Raw genomic sequence first — 15,500 nt, 5'->3', positions numbered from 1 at the left:
AGTATGGCGGCAATTTATTTGATTCGTCATGGCCAAGCAAGCTTTGGTGCTGACAACTATGATCAGCTCTCTGAACTTGGGGTTCAGCAAGCATGTGTGTTGGGCAAGGCTTTTGCACAGCGTTTACCAAACCCAGATGTCATTTTAAGTGGCGATATGGAGCGCCACCAGCAAACCATGACACATGTTTTAGCCCAAGGAATAACGCCTTACCAGCCCCCTCAGTCTGTATGCGCATGGAATGAGTTTGATCATCAAAAGATATTGGCAGCTTATCGGGCTGAGTTTGCTACGCCGCAAGGCGTAAAGTCTTACTTGTCGACGCAAAAAGACCCTCAACGAGCATTTATGGCGTTGTTTTTGGCCTCAATTGAGCGTTGGTTAAGTGGTCAAAAGGTTGAGGGCTTAGAAACCTGGCAAGAGTTTCAGCAACGGGTGATATCCGAAGTGCAGCAACTTAGTGAAAAACTAGTCAAGCAAGAATTAAAATCGGCAGTTGTATTTACCTCGGGAGGCCCGATTAGCGTCATTATGATGCAGCAATTAGGCTTGCCAAAAACGAGTTTGATGCAGGTAAACCGAATGCTGGTGAATTGTGGGGTAACGAAACTCGTTGTGAGTCGAGGAAAGGTGTATTTATCGAGTAGCAATGAACACAGCGTCTTTGATAGCCAGATAAACCGACACCTAATCACGTATAAATAAAACCAAAAAGGCCGATACCAAGATGAAAAGGGAAAACATATTGATTACAGGAGCCAGCTCCGGCTTGGGCCGAGGGATGGCAATTGAGTTTGCTCGGATGGGACGAAACCTAGCGTTATGTGCGCGCCGTGTTGATCGGTTAGAAGCGCTAAAGGCAGAATTGGAACAGGTTAACCCGTCCATCAAGGTGGTTATACGTGCTTTGGATGTTAATGACCACCAGCAGGTGTTTGAGGTTTTTGAAGCTTTTCGACAAGATTTTAATCGCTTAGATCGGGTCATCATTAATGCAGGGATGGGAAAAGGTGCCTCAATTGGTACCGGCTTTTTTGAGGCGAACAAACAAACTGCAGAAACAAACTTTATTGCTGCGATTGCACAGGCTGAAGCGGCCATGCAAATATTCAGAGACCAAAATGCGGGCCATTTGGTGACCATCTCTTCGATAAGTGCGCTACGTGGTTTCCGCCGAGCCATGACCGTTTATGCGGCGACAAAAGCCGCAATCACTTCGCTGAGTGAGGGAATGCGAATTGATGTGATGGGGACGCCTATTAAAGTTACCTGTATTCATCCGGGATTTATTCGAAGTGAAATTAATGAAAAAGTAAAAACGGTTCCGTTTATTGTTGATACCGATGTGGGCTGTCGAGCGATGGTTAATGCGATTGAAAAGGAAAAAGCCAATAGCTATGTGCCGAGTTGGCCGTGGGCGCTATTGCACTGGTTTTTGCGCGTTTTACCGGACAGTCTCATTCGAAAAATGAGCTGATGACTCAATGGGGAACGTAACAAAAAAACCGCCGAATGGCGGTTTTTTTATAGCCTGAATTTTAATGAAGCTCTGTAAATAACTCACTGGAAAATAGTTTTTCGCAATAGTGGCATTTTAGCTTTAATGCTTGTTCAGTCTGTTTAATATTAAAACGACTGGGGATTGGTTCGTCATGACTGATACAGTTGCTATTTGGGCAGGCAAAAACCCCTGCGATTTGCTCCGGGAGTGCGACTTTAAACTTACCAATCACTTCAAAGTTTTCGATAGAGTTTACCGTTGCATGTGGAGCAAAGAGTGCGAGCTGATTTGCTTGGCTTTCATCAAAAATCGTATTTTCGATTTTGATGAGATCTTTTTGCTTATTGTCACCACTTGGCAGATTTAAGCCGACGGTGATGCGTTGTGAACCACTAGAGAGTTTAAAAAACTTCAGGATTTGGATGCCTTTTCCTGCCGGAATATGGTCAATTACCGTGCCGTGGGCAATGGCTTCGACTTGTAATTGCTTTTTCATTGGTCGTCTCCATATTCATTGGTTAGAACGAGCGCGAGTAAGGCTTGGCGCGCATAAACACCATTTTCTGCTTGCTCAAAATAATAGGCATATGGGGTTTTATCGACGTCGACCGTAATTTCGTCGACTCTTGGCAGTGGGTGCAATACTTTGAGGTTCTCTTTCACGTTTTTCAGCATATCGGCACTAAGAATAAAGCTTGATTTCATGTGCTGGTATTCCGTTTCATCGAAGCGCTCTTTTTGTACTCTTGTGATATATAAAATATCGAGTTCATCAATGACGGATTCAAGTTTTTGGTGCTCATGAATGACAATACCTTTTTCTGTTAATTCTTCGGTAATGTAATCTGGCATTGCTAGCGCTGGTGGAGAGATAAAGTGGAACTCACAATCAAACAAAGAGAGCGCTTGAGTTAACGAGTGTACAGTGCGGCCATACTTGAGATCGCCAACAAATGCGACTTTTAACTTTTCTAACGTACCTTGGGTTTCATAGATACTATAGAGATCCAACAGCGTTTGAGTTGGATGCTGGTTAGAGCCGTCTCCCCCATTGATCACCGGTACGCTAGAAAACTCGCTGGCGAGTCTCGCTGCGCCTTCTTGTGGGTGGCGCATAAAAAAGGCGTCACTGTATGAAGAAATGACCCGAACAGAATCGGCCAGCGTTTCACCTTTCTTACTCATTGAGGTATTGCCGCCATCGGGGAAGCCGATAATGCTGCCGCCGAGTCGCTGTACAGCAGTTTCAAAAGAGAGTCTTGTTCTTGTGGAGGCTTCAAAGAAACAGCTGGCAATGACTTTGTTCTTGAGTAGTTCGGGGCGGGGAGATTGTTTGAGCTTATCTGCAGTGGAAACGATTAATTCTAATTCTGTTCGAGACAAATCAGGAATCGAGACAACGTGCTTTTGATAGAGCGGGTTGGCCATGCGAGTGAGTTCCTATTCCGATATAAAACCGGGCTCATATTCTAGCAACCTCAGGCGTTTGAGTATAGCGAACACTCGTTGAATTGCGCAGCAAACCCTTATTAAAAACAGATATCTGAATTCGAAAAATTGCTTTAATTAGCTCACGTTATTGCGGTTTGTGGTTGAAGAACCACAAACATGAATAAATGTATATTTTTTACATGAAAAAGCTTTGGGCATAATTACACCACTCATCTATAATTTTCAGATATTACCCACATAAAAAGGACGGATATGATGAGGTTATTGTTAACTTTGCTAGCAATACTCGTTTGCGCACCAGCAATGGCTGCTGATCAGTGTGTTACGTGCCATCAAAAAGTGACGCCAAACGCAGTAAAAGATTGGAAACTAAGTAAGCACAGCGAGAATGATATTAGCTGTGATACTTGCCACGAAGGTAATCATTCATCTGCTGAAGATGTTGATAATCTTGTGACGATTACCGCTGAAACTTGTGGCACCTGTCATGGGGATCGCTTTGAGGAGTTCTCAAAAGGTAAGCATGCGATGTCTTGGGCTGCAGTGAATGCAATGCCAACAACGCATGCGCAACCAATGGCGCTGAACCAAGGTATGAAGGGGTGTACGGGGTGTCACAAACTTGGCATAAAAACGGAAGAAGAAATTGAGAAGCTTAAGGCTCAAGGAAGCAAGTTTGGTCATGCATCTTGTGACGCTTGCCATACCCGCCATACATTCTCGGTGAAAGAGGCGCAACAACCTCAAGCATGTCAAACATGCCACATGGGCTTTGACCACCCGCAATGGGAAATGTGGTCTTCGTCGAAACATGGTGTTCGTTACCTCTTGAAGCAAAATGGTACCTTGCCAGAAGGTACACCAGCTCCTACTTGCCAAACTTGCCATATGGTGAATGGCGATCATGAAGTGCGCACGGCATGGGGCTTCCTCGCTGTACGTTTGCCGCTTCCTGAAGATGATCCACAGTGGAAAGCGGATCAAATTACAATTTTGCAGGCGCTAGGTGTACTCGATCCACAAGGCAAGCCAACAGCGCGTTTAGATGTTGTCAAAGCTGCTGACGTTGCTCGTCTTGACCAAGCTTCTTTTGATAAAGAGCGAAACAAGATGATTGGGGTTTGTAGTGAATGTCACTCTGAAAACTTTGCCAAGAACGAGTTAGCAAATGCAGATAAGCTCATCCGCGATTTGGATCATTTGTTAGCCCAAGCTATTCGCGAAATTGCGGGGCTATACAAAGATGGTGTTTTGCGTAAACCAGAAGGATATGCGTACGCATTCCCTGATTTACTAACATTCCAAGATGCACCCACAACGATTGAGCAAACTTTATTTGAGATGCATTTGAAACATCGCATGCGTGGCTTCCAAGGTGCGTTCCATGCAAACCCTGACTATGCGCTTTGGTACGGTTGGAGTGAAATGGTGCGAGATCTTCAAGAAATTAAAGAGAAAGCAGCAGAAATGCGAGCAAGCCATAAGAAGTAAGTCGTATTCGAGGTTTGTTGACCGAATATGACTGATAAAAAAAGCGCCTTCGGGCGCTTTTTTGTGAGTGAAACTTACAGCTTTATCCGGTACAACGTGATTAAGATACAAGAGAGTGCTCAGCCAATAACTGATCAATATCGCTGAGACACCCGCCACAACCAGAGCCGGCTTGAGTGATTCGGGTGATGGTTGATAAATTAGGCGCTTCCTCTTGTTGAATGGCCTTCAAAATTACGTTTTTTCTCACCTGTTTGCAGGCACAAATCAGTTTTCCTTGGGCTAGATCGCCGACAGCTTTCCCTTGGTATAAACTTTGAGAGATATCTACGCCTAATGGTTGCATGAGCACGGATTCAAACCAGTTCATCTGCTCGAAATCAATTTTATTGGCAACCACAAAACCTGAGCTCACTTTACCGTGAACTAAAGAGACTTCTCGAAACCCTACCCCTTTCGCTTGATAGCTAAGCTGGCTGCAGACCGCTGGTTTGGGATCCGTGTTCGAATATGTTGGACTTGCCGATGAGCTGTCGCTAGGGTGTAGAGGTTTAGGCTTGGGGTTTAATCGCGGTTGAACTAAATCTGCAAGGGCTTCAATAGAGAGATGACTTGCAACACGATAGAGAAAACCTTGCGGTACGGTTTGTTTCACCCAGTAGTCGAGGCCGTCAGTATGGATTATCTCTGGTGTCAGAATGAGGGCTTCACTGCAGAACTGCACCTTTTCAATGCAAACTGGCGTATGTTTGAATTCTGGCTGACCGGAAATTGAATCCACAGCGTTCGCACTAATCGCTAGACAAACCTTACCTTGGCTGGATGTGGTATTGCTCCAATGGATTGGGGAGAATAGTTGCTTCTCTGCTACGCTATGGCTGCAAATGACCCGAAGTGTCAGCTCGCCTGTTTGGCTGGTCACTCGCGCGATGTCATCTGTGTTCAAGTTCAGTTTGTTGGCGTCTTTTGGGTTAACGAGCAAGCAAGGTTCTGTTTGAAAGTTGCTGAGTGTTGGTGACAGGCCTGTACGAGTCATGGTATGCCACTGGTCTCGATGACGACCTGTATTAAGAACCCATGGAAAATTTTCTGTAGGCTGCGATTTCGGTGCTTGAGAGCAAACCGCTACAAATTGCGCCTTGCCAGTGTCGGTGAAGAACTGACCATCACTAAACATACGTTGGTGAACAATATCTGGTTGATATTGTTTGAGTGGCCATTGCTGTGGTGTCATATTGATATAGTCACTGATGCTAATCTTTTGCAAACCACTCAAGTCTAGATCTCTTGGTTGGCAAGTGCTAGTGCCGAGGGTGCTCATTTTGCAATACTCAGAGAAAATCTCTGCTTCATGTTGATACGTAAATGCACTCTGAAAGCCCATTTTCTGGGCAACCTTACTAATAATCCACCAATCTGGCTTTGCTTCACCTTGGGTCGCAATTAGGCGACGTTGTCTTGATATTCTGCGTTCTGAATTGGTGACCGTTCCAGATTTCTCTGCCCAACCTTGCGCTGGTAGCAGTACATCCGCGAGTTGACATGTGTCGGTTTGTTCGATGCAATCGGATACCACGACAAAGGGACAGGCCTCAAGGGCTCGTTTGACCTGTGCTGAATCAGGAAGGCTGGTGGCTGGGTTGGTTGCCATAATCCAGAGTGCTTTAATTTTACCTTGTTCAATGGCTTCAAAAAGCTCTACGGCTTTAAGTCCTGGTTGAGTCGCTAGACTCTCTGTTTGCCAGTAATCGCTAATTAGTTGATGATGAGAAGGGTTTCCAAACTCCATATGGCTTGCAAGTGTATTGGCTAGTCCCCCCACTTCTCGTCCGCCCATCGCATTGGGTTGGCCCGTGATTGAGAATGGACAGCTCCCGACTTTACCAATTTTCCCCGTGGCTAAGTGGCAGTTAATGATGGCGTTGACCTTATCGGTGCCTTGGCTTGATTGATTCACACCCTGTGAGTAAAACGTCATCACTTTTTCTGTGTTAGCAAACCAATCAAAGAAATGCTTTAGCTTTTGAGGCTCAAGGTCAGTATGAGTCGAGGTCTCTTTTTGGGTTGGTGCGTCTTCGGATGCCGCGATAAGGGCTTGTTCAAATCCTTGTGTATATTGATGAATGTAATCGTAATCAAGTTTATTTTGACTTGCCAAATATTGAAGCAAGCCGTTGAACAGTTTGACGTCAGTGCCGGGCTTTAACGCTAGATGTAGATCTGCAATTTCACAGGTTGCCGTTGCTCTCGGATCGATCACTACCACTTTTAAATTGGGCTGCTTTTGTTTTCTTTTTTTGATTCTTTGGAATAGTACTGGGTGGCACCAGGCTAGGTTTGAACCCGTTAAAACAATCAGTTCAGCATGTTCAATATCCTCGTAGCAACCCGCAACCGTGTCACTTCCAAAGGCGCGCTTATGTCCAGCAACACTAGAGGACATACACAGTCGAGAATTGGTATCGATGTTGCCACTCCCGATAAACCCCTTCATTAGTTTATTTGCCAGATAATAGTCTTCGGTGAGCAATTGTCCTGATACATAGAAGGCGACCGAATCTGGACCATGCTCGGCAATGGTTCTATTAAACGTATCCGCGACCAATTTCAGGCTTTGTTGCCAATCACTTGTTTGGCCGTGAATGGTGGGGGTTGTGAGCTTTCCATCGGTTGTGACTGTCTCCCCTAAAGCGAGACCTTTGGAGCAGAGTTGGCCAAAGTTTGCTGGGTGGTGTTTATCACCTCTCACTTGCAGCAAGCCGTTCGCCAAAGGCTTCGCTTCTATGCCGCAACCAACTCCGCAGTATGCACAGGTTGATTTAATCCAGCTCTGATCAGGCTTACGGGTCATTTGTACTTCCTCCAAGTGAATAGGGATGTAAAAAAGCAAGTCGCTTTTATCACAACCTAAACAATGAAAAAGCAAGGTTTGAGCCAATCGGTGGTGGTGGTTTGTGAATTGTGGTTTTTGTTATTTTTATTTCTTCTTTTTCAATGGGTTGTTTGGTTGTGTTTTTAAATATACCTATAAAGTGGTAGTTGTTAATTGCTCTAAAATTCAAAGGTTTGATGTTTTTTGCACAACATTGATCTTTGTTTGCACACTGGTTGTGCGTTCTATTGGTTGAGAATAGTTAAAAGTTGATTGATATAGGTGAGGTTGTTTGTTTTGATCCCACTTAAAGCCTTTGTTTTATATGGTTTTTGCATGGTTTTTATGTTTGTTTTTCTGAGTTTGGCACCATCTTTGCTCTCACTTTGCTAAGTCCCGTAAAAGGAAATGAACAATGAAGAGTAAAGAAAACGGCTTAGTTAAAGAGGTTGTAAAGCTTCCCTTGAAAGCGCCAAAAGTAAGCTCAACCCTTGGGCGAGTCAGCTTGGTAGGGGCGGGGCCCGGTGACCCAGAGTTGCTCACAATCAAAGCACTTCGCTCGATTCAAGGTGCTGACCTCATTGTTTATGACCGATTGGTAAGCGAGGAAATTTGTCAGCTCTTTCCGGATGCGACCCCGAGGATTTATGTAGGTAAAGCTAAAAATCATCACAGCACACCGCAGGATCAAATCAATCAACTTTTGTTAGAGCACGCAAGACAAGGGAAAAATATCTGTCGGCTGAAAGGCGGAGATGCTTTTGTATTTGGTCGTGGTGGTGAAGAAATGTTGCTGCTGAAGCAATCGGGCGTGGCGGTAGAGATCATTCCTGGGATCACGGCTGGTGCGGGCTGCACCAGTTATGCAGGTATTCCATTAACCCACCGTGGTTTATCTCAAGGGTGCACCTTTGTCACTGCGCATGCGGAGACAGAGCTAGCCGTTGATTGGAAAAGCCTCGCCCAAATACAGCACACCTTGGTGTTTTATATGGGGTTAAGTAAAGCAGATTTTATAGCGACTAACCTTGTTGATAACGGCCTAAGCAAGCACACCCCTGTGGCTTTGATTGAGAATGGTTGTTGCCCACAACAACGTGTGATCTGCGGAGAACTAGATCAGCTCGCTTCACTTGTGGAATTAAATCAAGTGCAGTCACCTGCCCTAATTGTGGTTGGCAAAGTCGTAAGTCTTGCTGAACAGTTGGATTGGTTTAAGTCAGTCGCCCAGCAGCAAGCAGAGTTCTCACCACAGCAACTCGCTCAACTTTCCGCCTAATTTGTCTTTAAGGAAGCATCATGAAAACAGTAAAAGTACTTGTTGTTGGCAATGGTATGGTGGGTCATAAGTTTATTGACACCATGCTAGAAAAGTCCGAATTACAAAAGAGTATTCTTGAGCCCGGTGAAGCTTTATCGACTCAGTTTAAGCTGCAAACATTTTCTGAGGAGTCGCGGCTTGCTTATGATCGCGTACAGCTTAGTGGTTACTTTAATGGTCAAACTGCAGAAGACTTAGCATTGACTGATGCTGACTATTATAAGCAACGCGGTGTGGATTTTACGTTGGCAGATAAGGTGGTTGCGATTGATACAAAGCAACAACAGGTTACGACCCAAAACGGAAGCCGAGTAACCTACGATAAACTCGTCTTGGCGACAGGTTCTTATCCTTTTGTCCCCCCGATTCCTGGAAATGATCAGCCACATTGTCTTGTTTACCGGACGATTGACGACCTAGAGGCCATAGAAGCGTCAAGTAAGCAAAGTCAGGTTGGAGTCGTGATTGGTGGTGGCTTGCTGGGGCTTGAAGCGGCTAATGCTCTACAAAACTTAGGTTTACAAACCCATGTGGTCGAGTTCGCGCCACGATTGATGGCTGTGCAATTAGATGACGGTGGTGCGAGCCTTCTTCGTCGAAAAATCACCGATTTGGGCGTGACGGTGCATACCGAAAAAGCGACAACCGAGATTGTTGCCGGAACGACCCATCGTTATCGTCTAAACTTTGCTGATGGTTCATTTCTAGAAACAGATATGTTGGTTTTTTCCGCTGGTATTCGTCCGCAAGATGAGCTAGCAAAGCAGGCTAATATTGACATCGGAGAGCGTGGTGGGATTGTGATTGACGATCGATGCCGTACTAGCGCAGAGAATGTGTATGCGATTGGTGAGTGTGCCCTCTGGGAGAACAAAATATTTGGTTTAGTTGCACCGGGTTATGCAATGGCAAATACGGCTGCATCTGATCTTTTTGAGCAAGAAAAACCGTTTCTTGGCGCAGATATGAGCACGAAACTCAAATTACTTGGGGTGGATGTTGCCAGTATCGGTGATGCCCATGGGGCGACAGAGGGATCACAATCCTACACATATAGTGATGATGTTGAGCAAGTCTATAAGCGCATTATCGTTTCGGCTGATAACAAAAAATTGCTTGGGGCTGTGTTGGTTGGCGATGCGAGTGCATATGGCACCCTATTACAGCTAATGCTGAATGATATGGATTTACCCAACCATCCGTCGACATTAATTTTGCCCGCGTTCGAAGGGGAAGAAGCTGCAGATGTGGGAGTTGCGGCACTACCCGAAACCGCGCAAATCTGTTCTTGTTTTGATGTGACAAAGGCTAATCTTATTCAAGCTGTGAGCGACGGCGCAACCGATATGGGGGCGATCAAGTCGATGACGAAAGCATCAACTGGCTGTGGTGGTTGCGGGGCGCTCGTTAAACAGGTGATGGACGCAGAACTTGAAGCGCTTGGCCATACAATTGACAACAGTATATGCGAGCACTTTAGCTATTCTCGTTCTGAGTTAGCAGACATTATTCGTGTTAAAAAGATTAAAACTTTTGCATCCTTACTCGCGGAGCATGGACAAGGGCTTGGTTGTGATGTTTGTAAACCGACGGTGAGTAATATTTTGGCATCGTTTTGGAATGAATATGTTCTGCAAGACGAGCACGTAGGCTTGCAAGATACTAACGACGTGTACTTGGGGAATATGCAAAAAGATGGAACCTACTCTGTGGTACCGAGAATCGCTGGTGGTGAAGTGACGCCAGACAAACTTATTGTGCTTGGAGAGGTGGCAAAAGAGTTTGATCTTTATACCAAAATAACAGGTGGTCAACGCATTGATTTGTTTGGTGCTCAACTACATGAACTCCCCTTAATCTGGCGTAAACTTGTGGATGCGGGTTTTGAAACTGGCCACGCCTACGGTAAGTCCGTTCGTACCGTAAAATCTTGTGTGGGCAACAGTTGGTGCCGTTATGGAGTCAACGACAGCTTGGGTTTCGCAATCGATATAGAAAATCGTTACAAGGGTTTGCGTTCACCACACAAGCTCAAATTTGCTGTATCCGGCTGTACTCGTGAATGTGCAGAGGCGCAATCTAAAGATGTCGGTATTATCGCAACAGAAAAGGGGTGGAACCTTTATGTTGGGGGGAATGGTGGCATGCGCCCTCGTCATGCAGATCTGTTTGCATCCGACCTAGATGATGAGACGCTTGTGAAATATATCGACCGCTTCCTCATGTTTTATATCCGAACTGCAGAAAGGCTACAGCGGACATCAGTATGGCTTGAAAGCTTGGAAGGAGGCTTGGCGTATCTCAAGCAAGTGGTGATTGAGGACAAACTCGGGATTGCTGATGAGTTGGAGTCTGAAATGGCTCGTAGTATTGCTCAATATCAGTGTGAATGGAAAACGACCATAGAAAGCCCTGAAAAGCTGAAGCGTTTCCAGCACTTTATTAATAGCCAACAACCCGATGACCAATTGGCTTATGACGTTGTGCGCCAACAGCGACTGCCAAAAACAACTGACAATCGCATTAACGTTGTAGAACTTGTTGAATAAGGAGTGATAATGGAATCTTGGACTTCAATTTGCCAAACCGATGATTTGGTCCCGAATACTGGTGTGTGTGCCCTGTTCAATGAAGAGCAAGTTGCTGTTTTTCACTGTGCAGCGACCGATAGCTTATATGCCGTAAGCAATTATGATCCGATTGGGCAAGCTAATGTTTTATCGCGAGGAATTATTGGTTCTATTGCTAGTGAGCCAGTTGTTGCATCCCCGTTATACAAGCAGCATTTTAGTTTAAAGACTGGGGCATGTTTACAGCAGCCAGATGTTACTTTGAAAACCTATAAAGTCAGGCGGCAAGGTAAGCACATACAGTTGGCGCCATAGTCGTGTTTATCGCCCATTGATGATATGGCAATGAAACAACTTTCTTAAGGTCTACAATAAAAGCCCTTCTTTATCAGTCCACGTCGTGGGAACTGGCAAAGAAGGGCTTTTGGCATTAACTCTCAAGTTTATTCAAACAATCGTTCAGGAGTAAACGCATTTACTCGCCTGTTAATAGTGCCAAGGGAATTTACCGAAGTCTTGATCCCGTTTTTCTAAGAAGGCATCTCGTCCCTCTTGTGCTTCTTCGGTGCCATAGGCTAAACGAGTGGCTTCCCCTGCAAATAGTTGCTGGCCAACTAAGCCGTCATCAGCCATATTGAAACCATACTTGAGCATGCGCATAGCCGTTGGAGATTTAGAGTTAATCTCTTTTGCCCAAGTAAGCGCTTCTGTTTCTAGCTCGGCATGGGGAACTGATTTATTGACCATTCCCATAGCAAATGCTTCGTCTGCACTGTAGTTAAAACCGCAGAAGAATATCTCTCTAGCGCGTTTTTGCCCGATCATTTTAGCGAGATAAGCACTGCCATAGCCAGAGTCAAAACTGGCTACATCAGGATCGGTTTGTTTGAATACCGCGTGTTCCTTCGAGGCCAGTGTTAAATCACAGACAACGTGTAAGCTATGTCCGCCACCGACGGCCCAACCGGGAACGACAGCAATCACGACTTTTGGCATAAAGCGTATCAGACGTTGCACTTCAAGAATGTGTAATCGTCCCATTCGAGCCACATCTGCGGTACCGGCTTCTTTGCCTTCGTATTTATAACCGTCTTTGCCACGAATGCGTTGGTCGCCACCGGCGCTAAATGACCATTGCCCTTTCGCTGAAGGGCCATTACCGGTTAATAACACACAGCCGACATCTGACCATTGGCGTGCATGGTCTAATGCGGTGTAAAGTTCATCGACTGTTTTGGGGCGGAATGAGTTTAGGCAATCTGGGCGATTAAATGCGATTCTAACGGTGCCTTGATCTTTGGCTCTGTGGTAAGTGATGTCTTCGAATTCAAACCCTTCAACTTGATCCCATAGGTTGGGATCAAAAATATCAGCGACAGGGTTGTTTGATGGTTCTTGATTTGTTGTCATTGTTGTTTGCCTTCTACGCAGGAATGGTAAAAGGCTAGGCGGAATGAACCAAGAGGTCAATGCTGATTATTGAAAGCTTTAACTGAGCTAACAAAAGCAACGCATCCATGTGATTGATTAGAGAGAATCACAAATGTATCGTAAGTTTTCTTTAGTAAATAACCCCGTTGAAGCCTCAATATTTTCGCAAAAATCTTCTTTAAAGTCTTCAATACTATGCGTGTCAGTCAATAGCTCATCCAGTGCTGTAATCTCTTTCGTGCTGAGACGGCTTGCCAGTTCAGCTTTTAGGTTCTCAACTCGCTTATCCACTTTAATAATGGTTGTGCCCGTCATTGATTCGACCTTTCGCTCAACGGTTTTGAGTACAGACTCTGCTTGGGCAATAGGCTTATCCAATTTGTCGGTTTCTGTTGCAAAGTAATACACGGTCCCAACCGCGATGCCTAAAATTATCCAGCCTTTCATCATTTAGTCCAATTTGGTGATTAACCTTGAGTATACAGGCTATAATAAGCCGATTTTTATACAAACCTAACATATCTAACAATATTTTTCTTAAAACGCGAAGCTTAAAGTGCTCGACCTGATTCACTAAAATGAGTCTGTTATGTGTGTTTGGATAACAAGGTGTGAGCTTGATCTATTTCAGTAAAGATTGTGAGTGACGTGCTTAATAATTAGATTTAGTTAATGTATGATTGTCTAGACTCCAAAAAAGCTTTATTAAACATAAGCTATTCAGGGATGCAGGTAACGCAAAGAAGCGGTTTTCATTTGAATCTGTGCTTTCTGAGTGTTGAATTGAACCTATGCGTTCGGATGAAAGCTATGGTCAATAAGAATCTAATCAATTCAAGTAGTAAAGGCTGAAATATGAATTCAGAATCGAAACCCAAGGACCATTCGAAAGCCAAGCGCATTAAGATTCACCAACCCGATGCTAATAAAGCCGACCGATTTAATCCCCGTAACCGAATTTATGTTCGTGCTATCAACGGTATGTGGACCCAGTTGCGTCGTAAGATGGGCTGGGTAGCGATGTTGTTTTTTATTCTCTTACCTTGGGTTCCTTGGGGGGAGCGCCAAGCCGTATGGTTTAATTTGGCAGAACAAAAGTTCCATATCTTTGGCTTGACCATTTGGCCTCAAGATCTGACGTTACTCGCGGCCTTATTAATGATTGCTGCATTTGGACTCTTTTTTATTACGACGTATTTGGGTCGCGTTTGGTGTGGCTACACTTGCCCGCAAACGGTATGGACGTTTATCTTTATTTGGTTTGAAGAAAAATTAGAAGGCGCACGCAACAAGCGTATGCGCCTTGACCAAATGCCTTGGGACTTTAATAAGGTTTGGCGAAAAACCACGAAACATGCCGCTTGGTTGGCTATTGCGTTCTTTACTGCAACAACTTTCGTCTCTTACTTTGTTCCTACTCGGGAAGTCTATATCGATTTCTTCACCTTGAGTGCAGATGGAGGAGTCTACTTTTGGGTAACCTTCTTTACGTTAGCGACTTATGGTAATGCGGGGTGGATGCGCGAAATTATGTGCCTGCACATGTGCCCCTATGCGCGATTCCAGTCTGCGATGTTCGATAAAAACACATTTATTGTCGGCTATGATACCAAGCGTGGTGAAGATCGCGGGCCTCGTTCGAGAAAAGCGGATCACAAAAAGCTGGGTTTGGGTGACTGTATCGACTGTGATCTTTGTGTACAAGTCTGCCCAACAGGGATAGATATTCGTAATGGCTTACAATATGAATGCATTAACTGTGGCGCTTGTATTGATGCTTGTGATCAAACGATGGAGCGCATGGGTTATGAAAAAGGCCTGATTAGCTACACCACAGAAAACAAACTGGATGGTATTAAGCAAAAAGTACTGAGGCCTAAGCTGGTTGGTTATGGCGTTGTGCTGTCTGTGATGATCCTTATCTTTATCTATGCCAGTTCTCATATCGCACCGATCCGTGTGGATATTATTCGTGACCGTAATCAATTGTTCCGCGAAAACAACCAAGGTCTCATTGAAAATACCTTTACCTTAAAGATCTTAAATAAGACTGAGCAAGCGAATGAGTTCAACTTGGCAGTGAAAGGCTTGGCAAACCACCAATGGATTGGGCCGCAGTCTGTAAAAATTAATGGTGGGGAAGTCTTAACCTTGCCCATCAGTATTGCTGTAGACCCTGTTGACCTTTCGCGTGCGATGACAGAAATAGAGATAGAAGCATCAGCAATGATTGATGGTGAGCGAATTAGTGCGGCACAAGAGTCTAGGTTTTTCGGAAATTGACCCGATAAATCACTCTGTATCATTTAAATAAAGGGGCTTTTGGCCCCTTTTTGTTCTTTTTGAGCGATATATAGCCGCTTAAACGAATTTATCCATAATTCCTCAATTTAGCCCTTGCGCGGTTCCAAAATCTCCCTATAATGCGCATCCACTGACACGGCAGAGCAACTTCGCAAGAAGGTGATAAAGCCAGTCAGGGCGCAGAATTAGCCTCGGTTAATTCATCGGTGCAGAAGGTTTTGAAAGGGTTTTAAACCCCTGCAAAAAATCTTCAAAAAAGCACTTGACGCCCACGGGGAAATGCGTAGAATACGCAGCCCTGACCCGAGATGCTCTAGCAGCTATCGGCGATATCTGAAACAGGATATCAACGCTCTTTAACAAGTTGACAAGCAAATCTGTGTGGACATTCACAGGTGTTGAGTTATTCGAAATTGCTTCATTCTTTCTTTGGGAAGATGAGCAATCAAAAATTTTACTCAATGTAAGATGAATGTTCATAGCAATATGTACAAACGTTTAGAAGATTCTTCCGAGTCTTTTAGGCGAATCAGAATTCATTGAGCCGGTTCTTAGGAA

12 protein-coding genes are annotated in these 15,500 nt (G+C 44.7%); 7 read left to right on the top strand and 5 right to left on the bottom strand.

The features are described 5' to 3' along the window. Nucleotides 1-3: 3 nt before the first annotated feature. Nucleotides 4-705: a histidine phosphatase family protein gene (locus tag IEY18_RS15765; RefSeq protein WP_188922596.1), complete on the top strand. Its 702-nt coding sequence runs from the start codon at nt 4-6 to the stop codon at nt 703-705. 22 nt (nt 706-727) lie between these two features. Then, nucleotides 728-1,477 carry an SDR family oxidoreductase gene (locus IEY18_RS15760; protein ID WP_188922594.1) on the top strand — a complete coding sequence of 250 codons (750 nt, stop codon included), beginning with the start codon at nt 728-730 and terminating at the stop codon, nt 1,475-1,477. A 61-nt stretch (nt 1,478-1,538) separates the two neighbouring features. Here IEY18_RS15760 and pyrI read toward each other — a convergent pair whose 3' ends face one another. Both pyrI and pyrB read right to left on the bottom strand, forming a co-directional pair. Beyond that, nucleotides 1,539-1,997, bottom strand: coding sequence for an aspartate carbamoyltransferase regulatory subunit (gene pyrI, locus IEY18_RS15755; protein WP_188922592.1), 459 nt, complete (start codon nt 1,995-1,997; stop codon nt 1,539-1,541). Continuing rightward, nucleotides 1,994-2,929: an aspartate carbamoyltransferase gene (gene pyrB / locus IEY18_RS15750; protein WP_188922590.1), complete on the bottom strand. Its 936-nt coding sequence runs from the start codon at nt 2,927-2,929 to the stop codon at nt 1,994-1,996. Before pyrB ends, pyrI begins: the two co-directional genes overlap by 4 nt. A 276-nt stretch (nt 2,930-3,205) precedes the next feature. Between pyrB and IEY18_RS15745 the strand changes: the two genes are divergently transcribed. Beyond that, a complete protein-coding gene (locus IEY18_RS15745; protein WP_188922588.1) occupies nt 3,206-4,444 on the top strand; it encodes a multiheme c-type cytochrome in 1,239 nt (412 codons plus the stop codon). A 100-nt stretch (nt 4,445-4,544) separates the two neighbouring features. Here the strand turns inward: IEY18_RS15745 and IEY18_RS15740 are convergent, their stop codons facing one another. Next, nucleotides 4,545-7,295 (bottom strand): nitrate reductase, encoded by a 2,751-nt coding sequence (locus IEY18_RS15740; RefSeq protein ID WP_188922586.1) that lies wholly within the window; start codon nt 7,293-7,295, stop codon nt 4,545-4,547. Between the two features lie 436 nt (nt 7,296-7,731). Here IEY18_RS15740 and cobA point away from each other — a divergent pair, with 436 nt between their 5' ends. From cobA to nirD, 3 genes are read left to right on the top strand one after another with little or no spacing between them, the layout of a single operon-like run. After that, nucleotides 7,732-8,595, top strand: coding sequence for a uroporphyrinogen-III C-methyltransferase (gene cobA, locus IEY18_RS15735; RefSeq protein WP_188922583.1), 864 nt, complete (start codon nt 7,732-7,734; stop codon nt 8,593-8,595). A gap of 20 nt (nt 8,596-8,615) precedes the next feature. Next, nucleotides 8,616-11,186, top strand: a complete 2,571-nt coding sequence (gene nirB / locus IEY18_RS15730) for a nitrite reductase large subunit NirB (protein ID WP_188922581.1) — start codon at nt 8,616-8,618, stop codon at nt 11,184-11,186. A 9-nt stretch (nt 11,187-11,195) separates the two neighbouring features. Further along, nucleotides 11,196-11,522 carry a nitrite reductase small subunit NirD gene (gene nirD, locus IEY18_RS15725; RefSeq protein ID WP_188922579.1) on the top strand — a complete coding sequence of 109 codons (327 nt, stop codon included), beginning with the start codon at nt 11,196-11,198 and terminating at the stop codon, nt 11,520-11,522. Nucleotides 11,523-11,693: 171 nt separating this feature from the next. Here the strand turns inward: nirD and IEY18_RS15720 are convergent, their stop codons facing one another. Together IEY18_RS15720 and IEY18_RS15715 are read right to left on the bottom strand one after the other, a co-directional pair. Next, on the bottom strand, nt 11,694-12,617 hold the full coding sequence (locus tag IEY18_RS15720) for a 1,4-dihydroxy-2-naphthoyl-CoA synthase (RefSeq protein ID WP_188922577.1): 924 nt from the start codon (nt 12,615-12,617) through the stop codon (nt 11,694-11,696). Between the two features lie 117 nt (nt 12,618-12,734). Further along, nucleotides 12,735-13,085, bottom strand: a complete 351-nt coding sequence (locus IEY18_RS15715) for a hypothetical protein (RefSeq protein WP_188922723.1) — start codon at nt 13,083-13,085, stop codon at nt 12,735-12,737. Nucleotides 13,086-13,493: 408 nt separating this feature from the next. On the opposite strand from IEY18_RS15715, the gene ccoG reads away from it, so the two are divergent. Then, nucleotides 13,494-14,921: a cytochrome c oxidase accessory protein CcoG gene (ccoG, locus tag IEY18_RS15710; RefSeq protein ID WP_188922575.1), complete on the top strand. Its 1,428-nt coding sequence runs from the start codon at nt 13,494-13,496 to the stop codon at nt 14,919-14,921. Nucleotides 14,922-15,500 lie beyond the last annotated feature (579 nt).

Source organism: Shewanella gelidii (assembly GCF_014647855.1).
GTDB lineage: Bacteria > Pseudomonadota > Gammaproteobacteria > Enterobacterales > Shewanellaceae > Shewanella > Shewanella gelidii.
The sequence above is the reverse complement of the archived record's forward strand: the minus strand, read 5'-3'. Positions and strand labels throughout refer to the sequence as shown.

Excerpts from the sequence above, each read along its gene's own strand:
- IEY18_RS15765 (WP_188922596.1), top strand. The coding sequence starts at position 4 with ATGGCGGCAATTTATTTGATTCGTCATGGCCAAGCAAGCTTTGGTGCT.
- IEY18_RS15760 (WP_188922594.1), top strand. The coding sequence starts at position 728 with ATGAAAAGGGAAAACATATTGATTACAGGAGCCAGCTCCGGCTTGGGC.
- pyrI (WP_188922592.1), bottom strand. The coding sequence starts at position 1,997 with ATGAAAAAGCAATTACAAGTCGAAGCCATTGCCCACGGCACGGTAATT.
- pyrB (WP_188922590.1), bottom strand. The coding sequence starts at position 2,929 with ATGGCCAACCCGCTCTATCAAAAGCACGTTGTCTCGATTCCTGATTTG.
- IEY18_RS15745 (WP_188922588.1), top strand. The coding sequence starts at position 3,206 with ATGATGAGGTTATTGTTAACTTTGCTAGCAATACTCGTTTGCGCACCA.
- IEY18_RS15740 (WP_188922586.1), bottom strand. The coding sequence starts at position 7,295 with ATGACCCGTAAGCCTGATCAGAGCTGGATTAAATCAACCTGTGCATAC.
- cobA (WP_188922583.1), top strand. The coding sequence starts at position 7,732 with ATGAAGAGTAAAGAAAACGGCTTAGTTAAAGAGGTTGTAAAGCTTCCC.
- nirB (WP_188922581.1), top strand. The coding sequence starts at position 8,616 with ATGAAAACAGTAAAAGTACTTGTTGTTGGCAATGGTATGGTGGGTCAT.
- nirD (WP_188922579.1), top strand. The coding sequence starts at position 11,196 with ATGGAATCTTGGACTTCAATTTGCCAAACCGATGATTTGGTCCCGAAT.
- IEY18_RS15720 (WP_188922577.1), bottom strand. The coding sequence starts at position 12,617 with ATGACAACAAATCAAGAACCATCAAACAACCCTGTCGCTGATATTTTT.
- IEY18_RS15715 (WP_188922723.1), bottom strand. The coding sequence starts at position 13,085 with ATGAAAGGCTGGATAATTTTAGGCATCGCGGTTGGGACCGTGTATTAC.
- ccoG (WP_188922575.1), top strand. The coding sequence starts at position 13,494 with ATGAATTCAGAATCGAAACCCAAGGACCATTCGAAAGCCAAGCGCATT.